Genomic DNA, 17535 nt, shown 5'->3' with positions numbered 1-17535 from the left:
GCCATGCCTCAGCGCCCCATCCGCCTGCCGTCGCTCGACGCGCTGCTCGCCTTCGACGCGGTGGCCCGCAGCGGCAGCTTCGAGGCGGCCGCCGCCGAGCTGGCGCTGAGCGCCAGCGCCGTCGCCAAGCGCGTGGCCGGGCTGGAGGAGCGGCTGGACCAGCCCCTCTTCTTGCGCCAGCCGCCGCGCGGCCTGGCGCTGACACCCGCCGGCCACGAGTACCTGCCCCAGGTGCGCCAGGCGCTGGCGCTGCTGCAGGCCATGCCGCTGCACCAGCGCGCCGGGCCGCGCCGCGAGCGGCTGCGCGTCAGCTCCACGCCGACGTTCGCGCGCCAGCTCATCGTGCCGGCGCTGCCTAGCTTCACGGCCGCGCAGCCGGACGTGGAGGTGGAGCTGACGCTGTCGGTGCCGCTGCTGGCCGAGGGCGACGCGGGCGCCGACGTCGAGATCCGCCACGGCGCCGTGCCGGGCGACATCACCGCCGCGCAGGTGCTGCTGCACGACCGCCTGACGCCGCTGGCCTCGCCGGCGCTGCTGGCCGGCCATGCGCCGCTGCAGACGCCGGCCGACCTGCTCGCGCTGCCGCTGCTGCGCACGCCGCTGCAGCCCTGGGCGCCGTGGCTGCGCGCCGCGGGGCTGGCCGATGCCGCCGAGCCGGACGACGGCCCGCGCCTGGTCGACCTGGGCCTGGTGCTGGCGGCCGCGCTGGCGGGCCAGGGCGTGGCGCTGGCGCGGCTGAGCCTGGCGCGCCACGAACTGGCCGAGGGCCGGCTGGTGCAGCCGTTCGCGCTGACGGTACCGGCCGAGCGGCACTACGGGCTGCTCATCCACCGCCCCAGCCCGGCGGCCGAGGCCTTCGCGGCCTGGCTGCAGCAGCACTGCCGCGCGCTGGACGCGGAAAACTCTTCCGCCGGCGCCTGAGGTTTTTTCCGGCGCCGCGCCGGCGCGCCCGGCCTAGCATCTCGGCCTCGTTCACGAAGCCTGCCGCCATGCCCGTCATCACCTGCGTCGAAGACCTGCGCCAACTCGCCGAGAAACGCGTGCCGCGCATGTTCTACGACTACGCCGACTCCGGCTCGTGGACCGAAACCACCTACCGCGCCAACGAGAGCGACTTCCAGGCCATCAAGCTGCGCCAGCGCGTGGCCGTCAACATGGAAGGCCGCAGCACGGCCGTGAAGATGATCGGCCAGGACGCGAAGATGCCCGTGGCCATCGCGCCCGTGGGCCTGACCGGCATGCAACACGCCGACGGCGAGATCCACGCGGCGCGCGCGGCCGAGAAGTTCGGCATCCCGTTCACGCTGAGCACGATGAGCATCTGCTCCATCGAGGACATCGCCGAGAACACGTCGGCGCCGTTCTGGTTCCAGCTCTACATGATGCGCGACCGCGACGCGATGGCCCGCATGATCGAACGCGCCCGCGCCGCCAAGTGCTCGGCGCTGGTGCTGACGCTGGACCTGCAGGTCATCGGCCAGCGCCACAAGGACCTGAAGAACGGGCTCACCGCGCCGCCGCGGCCGACGCTGGCCAACATCATCAACCTCGCCACGAAGCCGCGCTGGTGCCTGGGCATGGCTGGCACCAAGCGCCACACCTTCCGCAACCTCGTGGGCCATGTAAAGGGCGTCAGCGACATGCGCTCGCTGTCGGCCTGGACCAACGAGCAGTTCGACCCGCGCCTGTCCTGGGCCGACGTCGCCTGGGTCAAGGAGAAGTGGGGCGGCAAGCTGATCCTGAAAGGCATCATGGAAGTCGAGGACGCGCTGCTGGCCGTGCAGGCCGGCGCCGACGCCATCGTCGTCAGCAACCATGGCGGCCGGCAGCTGGACGGCGCGCCCAGCAGCATCCACGCGCTGCCCGCCATCGTGGCCGCGGTCGGCAGCCAGATCGAGGTCTGGATGGACGGCGGCATCCGCGCCGGCCAGGACGTGCTGAAGGCCTGGGCGCTGGGTGCGCGCGGCACGATGGTGGGCCGCGCGATGGTCTACGGCCTGGGCGCGATGGGCGAGGCCGGCGTGGCCAAGATGCTGCAGATGCTGCACAAGGAGCTGGACGTGACGATGGCCTTCTGCGGCCACACGCAGCTGGCGAACGTGACGCGGGACATCCTCAAGCCGGGCACCTACCCCGTGGCCTGAACAGCCTCGCCGCGCTCACGCGCGCCGCTCGAAATGCAGGCGGTCGTACCACACGCCGCCCAGCTCGAAGCTCTGCGTGGACCGGCCGAACTCGCGGAAGCCGTTGCGCAGCAGCACCTTGATCGAGCCCTCGTTGCCGACGCGCGCGTTGGCCTCGATCCTCACCAGCCCCAGCTCGCCGAAGGCGCGCAGCAGCACCAGCCGCACCGCCTCGCTGGCATAGCCCTGGCCGCCCGCCGACTCGGCGATGCGGTAGCCCAGGTCGGCCATCTGGAAATGCTTGCGCTTCACGCCGGCGAGGTTCACGCGCCCCACCAGCTCGCCCGCCGCGGTGCGCACGAGGAACTGGTAGCCCTTGTCCTCGGCAGCCTCCCGCTCGGCCAGGGTGATCGCGGCGCGCACGCCGTCGGGCGAGTAGTAGCCGGGCGGCCGTGAGTTGATGCGGGCCTCAAAGAACGCGCGGTTGTCGGTCTCGAAGCGCAGCAGTTCGTCGGCGACTTCGAAGGTGGGCTGAACAAGCTGAAGGTCGGGCATAGACGCCGCATTTGACCAGCCGTTAGGCTCCTTGCCCCGGAGGTTCCATGCACCTGACCCGACTTGCCGGCCTGCTGGCCGCCCTGCCGCTGCTGTCCGCCCTGGCCCAGCCCGCGCCGCCAGCCCTGCCCGCCGGCGCGGCCATCGATGCCGAGGCTGCGCGGCTGATGGCCGCCACGCAGGCACAGGGCCTGGCCGTGGCCGTCATCAACGCCGGGCAGGTCGTCCACGTCGCCGCCTACGGCAAGCGCAACGCAGCCGGCGAGCCGCTGGACACCGACACCGTCATGTACGGCGCCTCGCTGACCAAGGCCGTGTTCGGCCACTTCGTCATGCAGCTGGTGGACGAAGGCTGGCTGGACCTGGACCGACCGCTGGCCCGCTACCTGGACCAGCCACTGCCGGACTACCCGGCCGACCCCAGGTCCGGCCCCTGGCAGCACCTCGCGGACGAACCGCGCTGGCGCCAGCTGACCGCGCGCATGCTGCTGACGCACAGCGGCGGCTTCGCCAACTTCGCGTTCCTGGAGCCCGACCGCCGGCTGCGCATGCACTTCGACCCCGGCACGCGCTACGCCTACTCGGGCGAGGGGCTGATCCTGCTGCAGTTCGTGCTGGAGCGCGGCCTGAAGCTGGACGTGGGCGCCGAGATGCAGCGCCGCCTCTTCACGCCGCTGGACATGGACCGCACCAGCCTGATCTGGCGCAGCGACTTCCGCCCCAACCTCGCCGACGGCTGGACCGCCAGCGGCAAGCCCCGACCCCACGACGAACGCAGCAAGGTGCGCGTGGCGGGCTCCATGGACACCACCATTGCCGACATGGCCCGCATGGCCGCGGCCTACATCAACGGCGTGGGCCTCTCCACGGCCGGCGCGGCGGCGCTGACGTCACCGCAGCTGCCCATCACGACGGCCTCGCAGTTCCCGACGCTGCAGCCCGAACTGCCCCCGGCCGAGCGCCGCGCCGACCTGGCTGCAGGCCTGGGCGTCATCACCTTCAGCGGGCCGCAGGGGCCGGGCTTCTACAAGGGCGGGCACGACGACGCCACCGGCAACACCTGGGTCTGTGTGAAGGCGGGCAAGCGCTGCGTCGTCATCCTCGCCAACGACGTGCGCGCCGAGCGCGCGTTCCCGCGGCTGGTCGAGTTCATCCTCGGCGACACGGGCGTGCCCTGGCGCTGGGAGTACGGCGAGATGGCCTTCGTGCGTTGATCAGCCCGGGCGCGGCCCGAACATGATGACCGCCATGCCGACCAGGCAGATCGCCACGCCCACCCAGTCCGTCGTGGTGGGCTTCACCCGGTCCACCAGCATCAGCCACACGATGGCCACGCCGATGTAGACGCCGCCATAGGCCGCGTACACGCGACCGGCGGCCGTCGGGTGCAGCGACAGCAGCCACGCGAACAGCGCCAGACTGGCCGCGCCGGGCAGCAGCAACCAGGCCGACGCGCCCTGCCTGAGCCACAGGTACGGCAGGTAGCAGCCCACGATCTCGGCCACCGCGGTGGCGACGAACAGCGCGAAGGTCTTGAGCACGTCCATGGCCGCGCATTGTCAGCGCGGGGCCATCGGCTCAAGGCGCCAGGCTGCGCACCAGCCTCAGCGGCAGGCGTTCACGCTTGGGCATGTCGCCGCGCACCTCGCCGCTGCGCGGGTCCACCGCCCAGCCGGCCTGCACCACCAGCCGGCTGGTCTGCGTCTCGGTCGCACCGCGCTGCACGTTGCGGTAGGCGTACGGGTTCACCGACTCGCTGTCGATGCGCACGGTGCTGCTCCAGTACCAGCCCGCGGGTGCGGCCGGGGCCAGCGTGGTGCGCTGCGGCGCATGCGCCAGCCGGTCGGCGAAATGCTTGAGCTCGGGCACGCGCGGCACGCGCCAGGCGCGGCCGTCGGCCTCGCTGCGCGCCCGCGCCATCGCCAGCGCCTCGGCATGCGTGAACAGCGCCGGCTGGCCCTGGCAGGCGCGGCCGTCCCAGTGCATGCCCTCCACGCAGCGCGACCAGGCCTGGCCGCCGGCGGCGTCCAGCAACTCCGTGCCGTCCGCGCTGGCCACGAGGCCCGGTGGCGCGTCGGCGGCACGGGCCAGCGTGGCGAGCATCAGCAACAGGGCGGCGGTGGTGGCGGTGCGCATCGCCGCATCCTGCCTCAGCGGCCGGCCGCCGTCACCAGCGCCAGCGCCTCGGTAGGCGTCACCGCGCCCTGGCCGGGCAGTTCCACGACGATCAGGTAGCCGGCCAGGTCCTGCCGCGCGCCGGCCGCGGCATAGGCCTGGGCCAGCGCGAGCTGGCCGCTGGCCAGCAGCCGGCCCGTCGCCGGGTCCCACGTCTCGCTGGAGATCATGCAGCCCTGCTGCGGCGTGCCGGGGAAGTAGCTCGTGCCGGCGTAGTAGGCGGGGTTGATCGTGGTGCCGTGCACGATGAGTTCGTCGCGCCCGGCGCGGCCGGCCAGCCAGGCTTCCTGGAACGGCGCCCAGCCGCGCCAGCTGGCGGGCAGGAAGCTGTCGTAGACGGCCAGCGTCCAGTCCGCGGCGGCGCCGTCCGCATGCTCGAACTCGGCTGGCGTGGCTTCCACCGGCAGCTTGCTGTGCAGGTAGGGCGTGGGGCCGATGTTGGGGTTGGTGGCGAGCCCGGCGCCGGTGATGGTGAACAGGCCTTGCGGCGTGTTGCCGTTGGTGATCGTGCCCGGCAGGCCGCTGCGCGCCAGCGCGAGCTGCAGCGACGTGAACAGCTGGCCGGTGGCATCGCGCACGAAGCGGCCATCGGCGGCGCGCACCAGCGCCAGGCCCATCTGCTGGCGGCCCGGCCGCTGCAGGCTGACGATGACCGGGAAGCCGGGCCGCAGCGGCGCGGCGAGCAACTCGGGCAGCGGCGGCGGCGCGGCCGCCGAGGGCTCCAGACGGCGCATCAGCGCGGTCAGCCGCGGGTCATCGGCCCAGCCGGGGAACTGCTGCGGCACCAGCACCCGCAGCCGCTCGCCGTAGCCGGCGTCGGCCTGCAGCAGCGTGTAGGCGGCAATCGCGAAGGGCTTGCTCGCCGTCAGCTGTGGCAGCAGCGGCCAGATCAGCGGCGCGGCGTCGGCGGCGTACAGCGTGTGGGCAGCTGTCAGCAACGCGCGCTGGAACTCGGGATCGCGCGGGCCCAGCGTGGGCAGCGCCTGCAGCAGCAGCGGTCGCGCGGTTTCGATCTCGGCGTTGTACTGCGCGACGAGGTCGAACAGCTTCGGCAGCGCTGCGTCGCGCCCGGCACCGGGCGGCAGCGCGAGGCGCGCGCGGATGTCGGCCAGCGCTGCTTCGCGCAGCGCGCGCTCGCCATCGGCGGACGCGGCCGGCCAGGCAAGGTCGGCGGGCTGCAGCGCCAGCAGCTCGGCCGCGGTGTAGCGCTTTTCGGCGGGGGGCTCGGCGGTCTTTTGGGGCGCCAGCGGCGCACAGGCGGACAGCGCCAGCGTCAGCACGGCGAGCAGTGGGCGGAAGTTTGTGGCGGCGATGATGGCTCCTGTCGAAATCGGGTGGCCCGCTTCGTCATAGTGTCAGCCATCCCCACCTCACCCAGGACCCACGATGAAGACACCCGCCCTCGCCGCCGCCCTACTGGCCGCCTCGCTCGCGCAGGCCGCGCCGGTCGCCTACGACATCGAGCCCACGCACACCTACCCCAGCTTCGAGGCCGATCACATGGGCTTGTCGTACTGGCGTGGCAAGCTCAACAAGAGCAGCGGCACCATCGTCTACGACAAGGCCGCCGGCAGCGGCAGCGTGGACGTGCAGATGGACCTGGCCAGCATCGACTTCGGCCTGGACGCGATGAACGCCTGGGCCCGCGGCGACAAGTTCTTCAACGTCGAGAAGAACCCGACCGCCACGTTCAAGGGCCGCTTCGAAGGCGCCCTGCCCGCCAGGCTGGTGGGCGAGCTGACGCTGAACGGCCGCACCAAACCGCTGACGCTGACCATCCACCAGCTCAAGTGCATCCCGCACCCCATGCTCAAGCGCGACTTCTGCGGCGCCGACGCGTCCGGCACGTTCAACCGCGACGATTTCGGCCTGAGCGCGGGCAAGGACTGGGGCTTCAAGATGGATGTCAACCTTCGCATCCAGGTCGAAGCAGTCGCGAAAGAGTAGCCCCTCGCCCAGTCTCGCCACGCTGAACGCGGGCGAACCTGGTCGGTCCCCCGAGGGGACGGCGATGCAAGCGGCATCGAGCCGCTTGCGCATCGCCCAAGGCGGGCCGGCTTGGGAGCGGCCCGGCGCTCGGCCCGCATGAAAGAAAAACGCCTCCGAGGAGGCGTTTTTCTTGGGGCGCTGCGGCTTACTTGACTCCCATCTCATCGAGCAGTCGCGTCGTCTTGTCGACGGTGCTCATCTGCCACAGCATGTAGCGCGAATCCAGGCAGATGCTGCGGACCATCTTGGGGTTGAAGTCCCAGTCCGAGATCACCGCGTCCAGCGTGCCGTCGAACAGCAGGCCGACCAGTTCGCCCTTCTTGTTCAGCACCGGGCTGCCGGAGTTGCCGCCGGTGGTGTCCAGCGTGGACAGGAAGTTCACCGGCACCGAGTTCAGCGACTTGACGAGGTAGTCGCCGAAGTTGCGCGCCTTGATGGCGGCCAGCTGTTCGGCCGGCGCATTGAACTCGCCGCCGGCCTCGTCCGGGCCCTTGTGCTTGGCGACGATGCCGTTGACCGTCGTGAAGGCCTTCCAGGTCTCGCCGTCGCGGCCGGTGTCGCGGCCCTGCACCTTGCCGAAGCTGATGCGCAGCGTGCTGTTGGCGTCGGGGTAGACGGCCTCGCCGCGGCTGGCGTGGTAGTCGATCATGGCCTGCTGCACGCCGGCATAGGCCTTCTGCAGCTTGCCGGCCAGCTCCTTGTCGCGGGTCTCGCGGCGCTCGTCGTCCTCGTACAGCGCCACGGCGGCCTTGATGAAGGCGTCGTCGCTGGCCTTGAAGGCGGCCACGTCCTTGTCCAGCCAGCTCATGCGGGTGGCGGTGTCGGACAGCTTGCTGCCGGCGTAGAGCGGGTCGAGCTGCGCGCGGATGCTGGCCTCGTCCTGACCGGCCTTCAGGCCCAGCGCGTTCAGCCAGGCGGCGTTCAACGTGTTGGCCGGCTGGGCCAGGTATTGCGCCAGGAAGTGGGCGACCAGGCGCTTGTCGGTCTGCTCGTCGTAGCGGCGGTCCAGCGACTGCTGGCCGGCCTTCAGGCGCGGCAGGTCACGGTCCTGGTAGCCGCTCTTGCGCGCAGCGTCGGGCTTGGCGCGCTGCAGCGCGACTTCATAGAGCTGGCGCGCGGCGTTGAGCATGGACGGGGCCATGAAGTTCATCAGCAGCTCGCTGCGCACGATGCCCTGGCGCTCGGCCAGCAGGCTCTCGGTGGCGGCCACGTCGGCGCCGTACTTCGCCTGGCGCTTCGCGTCGGCGTTGACCCAGCCCTTCAGCTTGGCGAACTCGGCCTGCTTGCGGGCCAGGATGTCGCTGCCGTCGTAGCTCTGCTGCTGGCCTTCCAGGTTCTTGTAGTAGTTCTGCAGGCCCTGCATGCGCGCGGCCATCTTGATCTCGCCGTCGCGGCGGTTGGCGGTCTCGGCCTTGATGATGGCGATGGACTCGCCCATGGCCTTGGACTGCGCCGGCTGCTGCCAGCCGAACGCGAAGTCGACCTCGGTGGGCAGGCGGTGGCGGTTGGTGCGGCCCGGGTAGCCGGCCACCATGACGAAGTCACCTTCGTTCAGCGGGCTGGCCTTGGGCGACGCGACCTGCAGGCGGTGCTTGGGCACGTAGGGCTTGTTGTCCTTGCTGAAGTCCGCCGGCTTGCCGTCCGGGCCCACGTAGGCGCGGTAGAAGCTGTAGTCGCCGGTGTGGCGCGGCCACATCCAGTTGTCGGCGTCGCCGCCGAACAGGCCCACGCCGGTGGCCGGCGCGTGCACCAGGCGCACATCGCGGATCTCCAGCTGCTTGATGAGCTGGAACTGCAGGCCGCCGAAGAAGGAATAGACGTTGCAGCGGTGGCCGGCGTCGGCCTCGCAGGCGGCGACCAGGCTCTTCTCGGTCGCCTCGATGGCGTCGGTGCGCGCCTTGCCGGTCAGCGCCGTGGTCTTGGCGTTCAGGATGTCGGCCGTCACGTCCTTCATGTCGACGGTGACGAGGATGCGGCTGCCGGGCGCGGCGGGCAGCTCGTCGGCCAGCGTCGTCGCGTAGAAGCCGTTCTTCAGCAGGTCGCGGTCGGGCTTGGAGTTGTACTGGATGCTGCCGTAGGCGCAGTGATGGTTGGTGACCACCAGGCCCTGCGGCGACACGAAGCTGGCCGTGCAGCCGCCCAGCGAGACGACGGCGCCCATCGGGAAGGCGGTCAGGTCGTTGAGCTTGGCCGGGTCCAGAGCCAGGCCGCCGGCCTTCAGCGCCTTGGAGATCTGCGGCAGTTGCTTGGGCATCCACATGCCTTCGTCGGCATGGGCGGCGGTGGTGGCCAGCGCCGCGGCAATGGCCAGCAGCGAGAAGGAGTGACGGTTCATGGAGCGGTTCGGCAAAAAGACGAAACCGCGAGCGTACTGCGGGACGACCCGCGCCCCCGAGTGCGGAAAGACAGGCTTCGGCCTCGGGAAACCCCTGAGGTGGCCTCAACCACCTTTCCCGCGTTGGCGGGCCGAGCGCCGGGCCGCCCCAAGCCGGCCCGCCTGTGGCGACGCTTGCCGGTCAATCCGGCAAGCATCGCCGTCCCCTCGGGGGACCGGCTAGCCGCGCGCGCGTCCAGCGCCGCGCGGCTGGACGAGGGGCATCAATGCGCGAGACCGATCCACTCACCGGCCGACTGGTAGGCCTCGAACAAGTCGAGCGCCAGTTCCCGCAGGCCGGGGTGATCGCTGCCATGCCCGTCCGCCAGGCGCTCGTAGGCGTAGTGGCGGTCGTACAGCATGCGGGTGGGGTTGATGGCCAGACCGGCGTCGTTCATCAGCTGGCCGAAGCGCAGCAGGCTGGCGGTGCTGACCGGGCCGTTGGTGGCGCCATGCACCGTGAGGCCCAGCGCGCGGATGTCGCCCAGGTGCACGCCCGGCGCGATCTTCAGGCCGCCGTCGCCCTGCCACGCATGGCCCGGGTCGCCCAGGCCGCGGGGTTCGTCGGAGGGGACGGGAATCAGGTGCAGCGGGATGAGCATGTCAGCACCGCCCGGCCGTCCGAAGGTGCTGACACACCCCCGCGGGGGGCAGCGAACGGAGTGAGCGTGGGGGCTGATTCATGATGACCTCGGCGGACTTCTGGTGTGCCGCCATGGTGCCGGGGGCTCGGCCAATCGAAGGCCGGATAAAGGCCGAAAAGGCCGGCCTAACCGCCGTTGATGCCGCTCAAGTCCCGTTGAACTGCAGATCCAGGTCGCCGTGCGCGTAGATGATGACGCCGGTGTCCGTCTGCGTGATGCGGTGGCCCGTGCCCGCCGGCGCGAGCTGGTAGTCGCCCTGCTGCAGCAGCAGGTCGTCCAGGAACAGCTCGCCCTGCACCATCAGGCATTCCTCGTCGTGGCCGTGGCTGTGGCCGGGCACGGCGGCGCCGGGGTCGGCGCGGTACAGCAGCGCCGCCTCGCCGCCGGCCGTCCACAGCACGCGGCGGCGGATGCCGGGCGCGAACTCGGGCCAGCCGGCCTCGCGGTCGCGCACCAGCGTGCGCCCGGCCCCGGCGCCGCCGGCCTCGCGCACGAAGACATGGGCGCCGTCGGTGCTGTGCAGCCGCGGCGTGCTGCCGGCCGGCAGCACAAGGAAGTCGCGCAGGCTCAGGCGTTCGCCGTCCACGTCGGCGCTGCCACGCAACACCAAAAACTCGCGCGGCCCGCCCGCCGGCAGCGTGAACTGCGCGCCGGCGGCCAGCTCGACGACGCTGGCGGCCCGCGGCTCGCCGGGGCGCAGCACGCGGTCGCCCGGCGCGCGGTACAGCCAGCGCTGCTGCACGCCGTCGGCCAGCGGGTGCGGCTCGGACTGGCGCCGGCGCACCGTGCACATGCCCTGCTCGGCCCGCAGCGACCGGGCCAGGCGCCCGCCCAGCCGCTCGCCGATGCGGCCGGGCAGGCCCGGCGCCGGCGTGGCCCAGGCGCTGGCGAAGGGTTCGCTGAGCAGCGGGCTCAGGTCGTCGTCTTGGGGTTCAGGGGTGGTGGGCTTCGTCGTCATGGCGGCCCCCTCAGGCTGGCAGCGCGTGGGCGCCAGTGTCGCCCAGCGCCTCGCGCAGCGTGATCAGCGCGCGGCGGATCTGGGATTTGACGGTGCCCAGCGGCAGCTGCGTCTGGCTGGCGATCTCCTCGTGCGACAGGCCGTTGAAGAACGCCAGCGCGACGAGCTGGCGCGGCTGGGGCTTGAGCAGCAGCAGCGCGCGGTGCAGCTCGGCATGGCCTTGCGCCACGGCCAGCAGCTCGTCGCCCGACTCGGCCGTCGGGGCCGACGCGGGCGCGGTCTCGTCGTCCAGCTCCTCGTGCTGGAAGCGCGCCTCGCGGCGGATGGCATCGATGGCGCGCGAACGGGCCATGCCCAGCAGCCAGGTCAGCGGCCGGCCACGCGCGGCGTCGAAACGCGGCGCCTGGCGCCAGACCTGGAAGAACACCTCCTCGGCCACCTCCTCGGCCAGCTGCGTGCGCCGCACCAGCCGCAGCACCAGGCCGTAGACGCGCGACAGCGTGGCCTCGTACAGCGCCAGCAGCGCGCGCTCGTCGTGGTCGACGATGGCCGCGATCCAGGCCTCCAGCTGGCCGTCCTCGGGCGTCGGGCCGCCGGCCAGGCGCGCCGCCGGGCCGGCGCCGGAAGCTTGCGCATCGGCGTCCGGCGGCTCGCCGTCGTCCGGGTCGGCGTCGAACAGCAGCGCGGCCTCGGGCAGCGGCTCGTCGGGCTCGGTCGGTTGCGGATAGGCCATGTCAAACCTCACACCAGCAGTTGGTCCGCGTGCGGCTCGGCGCCGCGCAGGAAGAGGGTCGCCCCGGTGTCGGTGCTGATCGCGGCGTGCAGGCTGCCGGCGCGCGCCAGGTGGTAGCCGCCCGGCCCCACCTCGGTGCGGCTGCCGACCTTGAGCACGCCGTCCAGCACCACGCACTCCTCGTCCGCCGGGTGGCGGTGCGCCTCCAGGCGGGCGCCGGGCGCGAGCCGCAGCAGGTAGCTGAGCAGGCCGCCGTGCTCGCGCAGCACCTTGATCTGCACGCCGTCCCCGAACGGCTGCCAGCCAGCCGCGCCGGGCGGCACGGTCAGGTGGCTGTCGTCGGTGTCGGCCACGCGCTCCAGCAGGCGCCGGCGGATGGCGCGGGCCTGGGCGGGGGTGGCGGGGGTCGACGGCATGAGAAGCTCTACGCAGCGTGAAGAATTGTGGATGCAGCGTAGCCTGCGGCATCCATGCTGACCATCCCGGGCGTATTCCTGCTGCATGTCCCAGACCGCTTACTTCGACCTCGTCAGCCACTGGCGCCTGGACGCCCCCGTGCCAGCCGTCTGGCGCGCCATCACCCAGACCGAGCACTGGCCCCGCTGGTGGCCCGGCGTCGTGGACGTGCGAAGGCTGCGCGACGGCGACGCGGCCGGCGTCGGCCGCGTGCAGGAAATCCACTTCCGCACCGGGCTGGGCTACCGGCTGCACCTGGCGCTGGAGGTGACCGAGGTGGTGCGCGAGGAGCGGCTGCGCGCGCGCGCGGGCGGCACGCTGGCCGGCGAAGGCATCTGGCTGATGAAGCAGGCCGCGCCCGCGGCCGGCGGCCACACGGACGTGACCTTCGTCTGGCGCGTGACGCTGCCGCCGGGGCTGCTGCGCTGGCTGGCGCCGGTGCTCGCGCCGCTGTTCCGCTGGAACCACCGGCGTGTCATGCGCGCCGGGCGCATCGGGCTGCAGGCCTACCTCGGGCAGGCCCGGTGACCGCGGCCCGGTGCCTGCGTCTTTGGCTGGCCATGGGGTGGCATGCGTTCCACTGCAGCCCATGAAACCCAGCCACACCGTTCCCCGGCTGCTCGCCTGCCTGCTGCTGCCCGCCTGCGCCAGCGATGCGCCGCCGCCCGAGGCTGCCACCGGCCCCGTTGTCGTGCTGCAGGCCGGGCTGGGCGACGACTCGGGCGTCTGGCAGCGCGTGCGGGCGGCGCTGCCGGCCGGCGCGTTGACCGTCGTCGCCCCCGACCGCCCCGGCTATGGCCGCACGCCGGCCACCGCCGCGCCGCGCGACCCCTGCACCATCGCCGCCGAGCAGCACGAACTTCTGGCACGCAGCGGCCTGAAGCCGCCCTATCTGCTGGTGGGCCACAGCCTGGGCGGGCTGTACCAGTACGCGTTCGCGCGGCTGTACCCCGACGAGGTCAAGGGCCTGCTGCTGCTGGAAGGCACGAACCCGCAGCACCTGGCGCGCGTGAAGGAGAAGGCGCCGGCCAGCGCCACGATGATCCGCATCGCCCGGCTGGCGATGACCGGCGCCACCGCCGCCGAGTTCGACGCCCAGGCCCGCTGCACCGACGCGTGGGACGCCGCCCCGCCGCTGCAGCTGCCGGTGCGCGTGCTGGCGCGGCGCGACTTCCGCGGGCTGGAGCAGGGCGCGTTCGAGGCCGTGTTCCGCGAGCTGCAGCAGGACTGGCTGCACCGCACCGGCGCCGCCCGCGTGGAACTGCTGTCCGACACGGGCCACTACCTGCAGAAGGACCAGCCCGCGGCCGTGGCGCAGGCGATCCTGGAGATGGCGCGCTGAGAGCGCCGCCCGTCGCTCAGGTCTTGGGCAGCGTGACGCCCACCTGGCCCTGGTACTTGCCGCCGCGGTCCTTGTAGCTGGTCTCGCAGACCTCGTCGCTCTCGAAGAACAGCACCTGCGCGCAGCCCTCGCCCGCGTAGATCTTGGCCGGCAGTGGCGTCGTGTTGCTGAACTCCAGCGTCACATAGCCCTCCCACTCGGGCTCGAACGGCGTCACGTTGACGATGATGCCGCAGCGGGCATAGGTGCTCTTGCCCAGGCAGACGGTCAGCACGTTGCGCGGGATGCGGAAGTACTCCATCGTGCGCGCCAGCGCGAAGCTGTTGGGCGGGATGATGCAGACGTCCTTGTTGACGTCGACGAAGCTGTTCTCGTCGAAGTTCTTCGGGTCCACCACCGTGGAGTGGATGTTCGTGAACACCTTGAACTCCGGCGCGCAGCGGATGTCGTAGCCGTAGCTGCTGGTGCCGTAGCTGACGATCTTGCGGCCGTCCTGCTCGCGCACCTGGCCGGGCTCGAACGGCTCGATCATGCCGTGCTGCTCGCACATGCGGCGGATCCACTTGTCGCTCTTGATGCTCATCTCGTTGTCCTTGCTCAGCGGGGCAGCGCCCCATCGAAATATGTGCTGCCGTCCATCTCCAGCACGAAGCCCTTGACCGTCGCGCGCATCGGCACGGCGACGCGGCCATAGGCCATCGGCGTCCACGGCAGTTGCTCCAGCACCAGCTTCTGCGCCTTCGCATAGAGCGCCTTGCGCTCGTCCGGCTGCTGGGCCTGGCGAGCCTGGGACAGCAGTTGGTCGTAGGCGGGATTGCACCAGAAGGTGCCGCTGGCCGACCCGCAGGCCAGCTGCGCGAAGGTGCCGGAGGGCTCGGGGTCACCGTTCCAGCCGGACATGGCCACGTCGTGCTCGCCGGCATCGATGCGCCGCAGGTACTCGCCCCACTCGTAGGTGACGATGCGCGCCGTCACGCCCACCTTGGCCCAGTCCGCCTGGATCATCTGCGCCATCACCTGGCCGTTGGGGTTGTAGAAGCGCACCACGGGCATGGCCCACAGCGTCAGGTTCAACGGCAGCACGCCGGCCTTCTTCAGCAGCTCGCGCGCCTTGGCCGGGTCGTGCGGCGCGGGCTTGAGCGAGGCGTCATGCGCCCAGTTGGAGGCCGGGATGATCGTCGTGGCCGCCGTGCCGGCGTCGCCGTAGACGGTGCGCAGGATGGCGGCCTTGTCGATGGCCATGTCCAGCGCCTGGCGCACGGCCAGGTTGGCGAGCACGGGCTTGCGGGTGTTGTAGGCCAGGATGCCCACGTTCATGCCGGCCGCGGTCGCCAGCTTGATGGCGGGGTCCTTCTGCAGCTGCGCCAGCTCGGCCGGGCCCACCGGGGCGGCGATATCGCATTCGTCGCGCCGCAGGCGCTGTGCGCGCACGGTGGCATCGGGCGTGATCGCGAACACCAGCTGGTCGGCCCGCGGCACCTCGGCCTTGCGCCACCAGCCCGGGTGGGCGGCGTAGCGGATGACGCTGTCCTTGCGGAAGCTCTTGAGCTGGAACGGCCCCGTGCCGACGGGCAGCTGCGCGATGCGTTGCGGCGTGCCGCGTTGCAGCAGCTGCGCGCCCAGCTCGGCGGACTGCAGCGACGTGAACGCCTGGGTCAGCGTGAACAGGAAGCCCGCATCGCGTTCGGCCAGCGTGATGCGCACCTCGTGCTCCGACAGCTTCTCGACCTGGCGGATCAGTTTCTCCCAGCCGAAGGACACGACGTAGGGCATCACACCGGGCAAGGCCTTGGCGAAGGCGCTGTCGCGGTTCAGCAGACGGCCGAACGTGAAGACCACGTCGTCGGCATTGAACGCCCGCGTAGGCTTGAAGTCGGCGCTGCTGTGCCAGGCGACGCCGCGGCGCAGCTCGAAGGTGTACGCCAGGCCGTCGGGGCTGACCCGCCAGCTCGTCGCCAGCCCGGGCATCAGCTCGTCGGTGCCGCGGCGGGTTTCCACCAGCGTGCCGAAGATGGGCAGGTGGGCGATGTGGTCGATGCCGCTGTCGGTCACCGCCGGGTCGAAGGTCTTGGGGCTGCCGGCGGCGCAGAAGCGCAGCGTGGTGTCGGCGCCGGCGAGCAGCGGCAGCGCCAGCAGCAGCGGGGCCAGTCGCTTCATTTCAGGATGTCCGCGGCCGGCACGAACGGCAGGATGCCCATCGATTGATACAGGGCCGCCGGCGACAGCGCCTTGTCACCCTGGATGACCAGTGCCACCCGGCGGATGGCGCGAATGTCGGCCACCGGGTCACCGTCCACCAGCAGCAGGTCGGCGCGTTTGCCGCGTTCGATGCTGCCCAGGTCGTTCAGCCGGTCGCTGTACTTCGCGCCGTTCCACGTCGCGATCTTCAGCGCCTGCGCGGCCGGGATGCCGGCCTGCACGTACAGCTCCAGCTCGCGCAGGAAGGCGAAGCCGGCCGTCGCGTCGGTGCCGGCCACCAGCGGGATGCCGGCCGCATGCATGCGGCGCAGCAGGTCGGTCATGACCTTCCAGCTCGCGCCCCAGCGCCTGGCCTTCACGTCGTCCAGTTCCGACTCGGCCGACAGCAGGCTGCGCTGCACCGCGGCCGGCAGGTTGGCCGCCACCACCGCATAGCTGGGGTTGGGCTGGCCCTGGCGCTGCGTGTACTGGCCCTCGAAGGCCACCATGGTGGCGTCGACGACGGTGCCCTTCTTCTTCAGCAGCGCGATGAAGTCCTGCGTGCGGCGGTCGTTGAGCTTGAGGTCGGCCGCCTTGTCGCCGACGAGGCTGAAGCGCAGCAGCGTGCGCGTGTCGTCGGTCTTGCTGACGAGGAAGTTCAGCGTCACCTGGTTGATGTGGTGCAGCTCGTCGTAGCCGGCCTCGACGGCCTCGCGCGCCGTCATGAACGCCGGCACATGGCCGCCGGTGCGCAGCCCCAGCGAGCGCGCATGCGCCACCATCGGCTTCACCCACTCGGGGCGGATGGAGTTGTAGAGCTTGAGCTGGCGGTAGCCGTGCGCGGCGTACCAGTCGATGGCGGCCAGCGCATCGGGCAGGTTGTCGGGCACGAAGTCGGCCTGCGACGAGAACGGGCTCTTGCCCTCGATGAAGCCGTTGGCCGCGATGTCCGTGCCCAGCAGCTCGCCGCGCCCAATGCGGCCGCGCAGTGCGGCCAGCTCGGCGTTGTTGTTGCCCACGTCGCGCACGGCCGTCACGCCGGCGGCCAGGTTCAGCAGCAGATCGCCCGGCGTCACGTGCGCATGCATGTCGACGAAGCCCGGCAGCAGCGTGCGGCCTTTGCCGCTGATGCGCTGCGCCGGCGCGGCGTTCTTCAGGCTGCCCGGCTTGGCGATGAAGGCGATGCGGCCGTCCTGCAGGTAGACGTCGGACGGCCCGCGAAGCTGCGCCGCCTGCGCGTCGAACCAGCGCACGCCCTCGATGACCGTCAGCCCCGGCAACGGCTGCGGCAGCTCCTTGGCAATGCGCTGCAGCCGCGCGAACTGCGCGGCGTTCTGCGCGTCGCCCAGCCGGTCCACCTCGGCCTCGAAGCCCTGCAGCACCGTGCCACCCCAGCCCGGGTAGACCTGCGCGAACAGCGCGCGGTTGTCCTCGCGCAGCCAGACGTAGACCGGTTCGAGGTCCAGGCCCGTGATCGCGTACAGGCCGATCTCGTAGGCCTGGCCCGGCACGGGCAGGCGCTGCACCCGCTCGATGGACAGCCGCCCCACGGGCAGCACCTCGGTGCGCTGCGTCTTGCTGGCCAGCAGCGTCTGCGCCAGCCGCGCGGCCCAGGCCGGGCTGGCGGCCACCGGCAGGTAGACGGCGTCGCGCGCCAGACCGGCGCGCTCGCCGCGGTCCACCGGCGAGCGCCAGGTGGCCTTGTCGGCCGCGTCGCGCTCGAAGCTCTCGTCGATGCGCGCACCGAAGGTCGCCACGCCCTCGTTGCGATAGCGCAGCCAGGCGCCGTCGGACGCGGTCTCCAGCAGCTCCTTCTGCTCCGGCCCGCGGCCGTTGTTGCGGTAGCGGTAGTCCACCTCCAGCCGGCCGCCGTTCTCGGTGGCCTTCAGCTGGCCGCAAGGCGTCTTCTTGCAGATGACCGTGTAGGTCGTCTGCGTCTGGGCCTGGGCCTGGGCCGCGCCGGCCGCCAGCAACGCGGCAGCGAACAAGGTGGGCAACAGCTTCACGG

At 71.7% G+C, this 17535-nt stretch carries 18 protein-coding genes; 6 read left to right on the top strand and 12 right to left on the bottom strand.

Going from position 1 to position 17535, the window contains the following annotated elements:
- The first annotated feature begins 3 nt into the window (after positions 1 to 3).
- Positions 4 to 921, top strand: a complete 918-nt coding sequence (locus tag AC1Q7O_RS03310; protein ID WP_492658428.1) for a LysR substrate-binding domain-containing protein — start codon at positions 4 to 6, stop codon at positions 919 to 921.
- Positions 922 to 989: 68 nt separating this feature from the next.
- Positions 990 to 2144 (top strand): alpha-hydroxy acid oxidase, encoded by a 1155-nt coding sequence (locus AC1Q7O_RS03305; protein ID WP_492658429.1) that lies wholly within the window; start codon positions 990 to 992, stop codon positions 2142 to 2144.
- A 15-nt stretch (positions 2145 to 2159) separates the two neighbouring features.
- On the opposite strand, the gene AC1Q7O_RS03300 is transcribed toward AC1Q7O_RS03305, so the two are convergent.
- Complete coding sequence (locus AC1Q7O_RS03300) at positions 2160 to 2678, bottom strand: GNAT family N-acetyltransferase (protein ID WP_492658430.1); 519 nt, start codon at positions 2676 to 2678, stop codon at positions 2160 to 2162.
- 47 nt (positions 2679 to 2725) lie between these two features.
- Here AC1Q7O_RS03300 and AC1Q7O_RS03295 point away from each other — a divergent pair, with 47 nt between their 5' ends.
- Positions 2726 to 3892, top strand: a complete 1167-nt coding sequence (locus AC1Q7O_RS03295; protein WP_492658431.1) for a serine hydrolase domain-containing protein — start codon at positions 2726 to 2728, stop codon at positions 3890 to 3892.
- Here the strand turns inward: AC1Q7O_RS03295 and AC1Q7O_RS03290 are convergent, their stop codons facing one another.
- From AC1Q7O_RS03290 to AC1Q7O_RS03280, 3 genes are read right to left on the bottom strand one after another with little or no spacing between them, the layout of a single operon-like run.
- Positions 3893 to 4225 carry a YnfA family protein gene (locus AC1Q7O_RS03290; RefSeq protein WP_492658432.1) on the bottom strand — a complete coding sequence of 111 codons (333 nt, stop codon included), beginning with the start codon at positions 4223 to 4225 and terminating at the stop codon, positions 3893 to 3895. It lies immediately after the preceding gene.
- Between the two features lie 31 nt (positions 4226 to 4256).
- On the bottom strand, positions 4257 to 4814 hold the full coding sequence (locus AC1Q7O_RS03285) for an Lcl domain-containing protein (RefSeq protein WP_492658433.1): 558 nt from the start codon (positions 4812 to 4814) through the stop codon (positions 4257 to 4259).
- Positions 4815 to 4828: 14 nt separating this feature from the next.
- Entirely contained in the window at positions 4829 to 6133 is a 1305-nt protein-coding gene (locus tag AC1Q7O_RS03280; protein ID WP_492658434.1) for a hypothetical protein, read from the bottom strand.
- A 106-nt stretch (positions 6134 to 6239) separates the two neighbouring features.
- On the opposite strand from AC1Q7O_RS03280, the gene AC1Q7O_RS03275 reads away from it, so the two are divergent.
- Complete coding sequence (locus tag AC1Q7O_RS03275; RefSeq protein WP_492658435.1) at positions 6240 to 6800, top strand: YceI family protein; 561 nt, start codon at positions 6240 to 6242, stop codon at positions 6798 to 6800.
- A 187-nt stretch (positions 6801 to 6987) separates the two neighbouring features.
- On the opposite strand, the gene AC1Q7O_RS03270 is transcribed toward AC1Q7O_RS03275, so the two are convergent.
- The 5 genes from AC1Q7O_RS03270 to AC1Q7O_RS03250 form a co-directional block, all read right to left on the bottom strand.
- Positions 6988 to 9177 carry a S46 family peptidase gene (locus AC1Q7O_RS03270; RefSeq protein WP_492658436.1) on the bottom strand — a complete coding sequence of 730 codons (2190 nt, stop codon included), beginning with the start codon at positions 9175 to 9177 and terminating at the stop codon, positions 6988 to 6990.
- A 263-nt stretch (positions 9178 to 9440) separates the two neighbouring features.
- Positions 9441 to 9818, bottom strand: a complete 378-nt coding sequence (locus AC1Q7O_RS03265; RefSeq protein WP_492658437.1) for a hypothetical protein — start codon at positions 9816 to 9818, stop codon at positions 9441 to 9443.
- A gap of 187 nt (positions 9819 to 10005) precedes the next feature.
- On the bottom strand, positions 10006 to 10818 hold the full coding sequence (locus tag AC1Q7O_RS03260) for a cupin domain-containing protein (protein ID WP_492658438.1): 813 nt from the start codon (positions 10816 to 10818) through the stop codon (positions 10006 to 10008).
- A gap of 10 nt (positions 10819 to 10828) precedes the next feature.
- Positions 10829 to 11551: a sigma-70 family RNA polymerase sigma factor gene (locus tag AC1Q7O_RS03255; RefSeq protein WP_492658439.1), complete on the bottom strand. Its 723-nt coding sequence runs from the start codon at positions 11549 to 11551 to the stop codon at positions 10829 to 10831.
- 8 nt (positions 11552 to 11559) lie between these two features.
- On the bottom strand, positions 11560 to 11967 hold the full coding sequence (locus AC1Q7O_RS03250; RefSeq protein ID WP_492658440.1) for a cupin domain-containing protein: 408 nt from the start codon (positions 11965 to 11967) through the stop codon (positions 11560 to 11562).
- A gap of 85 nt (positions 11968 to 12052) precedes the next feature.
- On the opposite strand from AC1Q7O_RS03250, the gene AC1Q7O_RS03245 reads away from it, so the two are divergent.
- Together AC1Q7O_RS03245 and AC1Q7O_RS03240 are read left to right on the top strand one after the other, a co-directional pair.
- Positions 12053 to 12535 (top strand): SRPBCC family protein, encoded by a 483-nt coding sequence (locus AC1Q7O_RS03245; RefSeq protein WP_492658441.1) that lies wholly within the window; start codon positions 12053 to 12055, stop codon positions 12533 to 12535.
- A gap of 61 nt (positions 12536 to 12596) precedes the next feature.
- Complete coding sequence (locus tag AC1Q7O_RS03240; RefSeq protein WP_492658442.1) at positions 12597 to 13349, top strand: alpha/beta fold hydrolase; 753 nt, start codon at positions 12597 to 12599, stop codon at positions 13347 to 13349.
- 16 nt (positions 13350 to 13365) lie between these two features.
- On the opposite strand, the gene dcd is transcribed toward AC1Q7O_RS03240, so the two are convergent.
- Genes dcd through AC1Q7O_RS03225 form a run of 3 tightly spaced genes read right to left on the bottom strand, consistent with a single transcriptional unit; the run spans position 13366 to position 17533 of the window.
- Positions 13366 to 13932: a dCTP deaminase gene (dcd, locus tag AC1Q7O_RS03235; RefSeq protein ID WP_394396407.1), complete on the bottom strand. Its 567-nt coding sequence runs from the start codon at positions 13930 to 13932 to the stop codon at positions 13366 to 13368.
- Positions 13933 to 13946: 14 nt separating this feature from the next.
- A complete protein-coding gene (locus AC1Q7O_RS03230) occupies positions 13947 to 15506 on the bottom strand; it encodes an ABC transporter substrate-binding protein (protein ID WP_492658443.1) in 1560 nt (519 codons plus the stop codon).
- Complete coding sequence (locus AC1Q7O_RS03225) at positions 15503 to 17533, bottom strand: amidohydrolase family protein (RefSeq protein ID WP_492658444.1); 2031 nt, start codon at positions 17531 to 17533, stop codon at positions 15503 to 15505. Before AC1Q7O_RS03225 ends, AC1Q7O_RS03230 begins: the two co-directional genes overlap by 4 nt.
- Positions 17534 to 17535 lie beyond the last annotated feature (2 nt).

The sequence above is a fragment of the Roseateles sp. GW823-FHT07B05 genome (assembly GCF_058794515.1).
This window is presented reverse-complemented; position numbering and strand designations above follow the sequence as displayed.

Bases quoted from the DNA above. Each gene is read 5' to 3' on its own strand.
- AC1Q7O_RS03290 (WP_492658432.1), bottom strand. From the start codon at position 4,225: ATGGACGTGCTCAAGACCTTCGCGCTGTTCGTCGCCACCGCGGTGGCC.
- AC1Q7O_RS03275 (WP_492658435.1), top strand. From the start codon at position 6,240: ATGAAGACACCCGCCCTCGCCGCCGCCCTACTGGCCGCCTCGCTCGCG.
- AC1Q7O_RS03260 (WP_492658438.1), bottom strand. From the start codon at position 10,818: ATGACGACGAAGCCCACCACCCCTGAACCCCAAGACGACGACCTGAGC.
- AC1Q7O_RS03245 (WP_492658441.1), top strand. From the start codon at position 12,053: ATGTCCCAGACCGCTTACTTCGACCTCGTCAGCCACTGGCGCCTGGAC.
- AC1Q7O_RS03270 (WP_492658436.1), bottom strand. From the start codon at position 9,177: ATGAACCGTCACTCCTTCTCGCTGCTGGCCATTGCCGCGGCGCTGGCC.
- AC1Q7O_RS03250 (WP_492658440.1), bottom strand. From the start codon at position 11,967: ATGCCGTCGACCCCCGCCACCCCCGCCCAGGCCCGCGCCATCCGCCGG.
- AC1Q7O_RS03305 (WP_492658429.1), top strand. From the start codon at position 990: ATGCCCGTCATCACCTGCGTCGAAGACCTGCGCCAACTCGCCGAGAAA.
- AC1Q7O_RS03285 (WP_492658433.1), bottom strand. From the start codon at position 4,814: ATGCGCACCGCCACCACCGCCGCCCTGTTGCTGATGCTCGCCACGCTG.
- AC1Q7O_RS03265 (WP_492658437.1), bottom strand. From the start codon at position 9,818: ATGCTCATCCCGCTGCACCTGATTCCCGTCCCCTCCGACGAACCCCGC.
- AC1Q7O_RS03310 (WP_492658428.1), top strand. From the start codon at position 4: ATGCCTCAGCGCCCCATCCGCCTGCCGTCGCTCGACGCGCTGCTCGCC.
- AC1Q7O_RS03300 (WP_492658430.1), bottom strand. From the start codon at position 2,678: ATGCCCGACCTTCAGCTTGTTCAGCCCACCTTCGAAGTCGCCGACGAA.
- AC1Q7O_RS03255 (WP_492658439.1), bottom strand. From the start codon at position 11,551: ATGGCCTATCCGCAACCGACCGAGCCCGACGAGCCGCTGCCCGAGGCC.
- AC1Q7O_RS03295 (WP_492658431.1), top strand. From the start codon at position 2,726: ATGCACCTGACCCGACTTGCCGGCCTGCTGGCCGCCCTGCCGCTGCTG.
- AC1Q7O_RS03230 (WP_492658443.1), bottom strand. From the start codon at position 15,506: ATGAAGCGACTGGCCCCGCTGCTGCTGGCGCTGCCGCTGCTCGCCGGC.
- AC1Q7O_RS03240 (WP_492658442.1), top strand. From the start codon at position 12,597: ATGAAACCCAGCCACACCGTTCCCCGGCTGCTCGCCTGCCTGCTGCTG.
- dcd (WP_394396407.1), bottom strand. From the start codon at position 13,932: ATGAGCATCAAGAGCGACAAGTGGATCCGCCGCATGTGCGAGCAGCAC.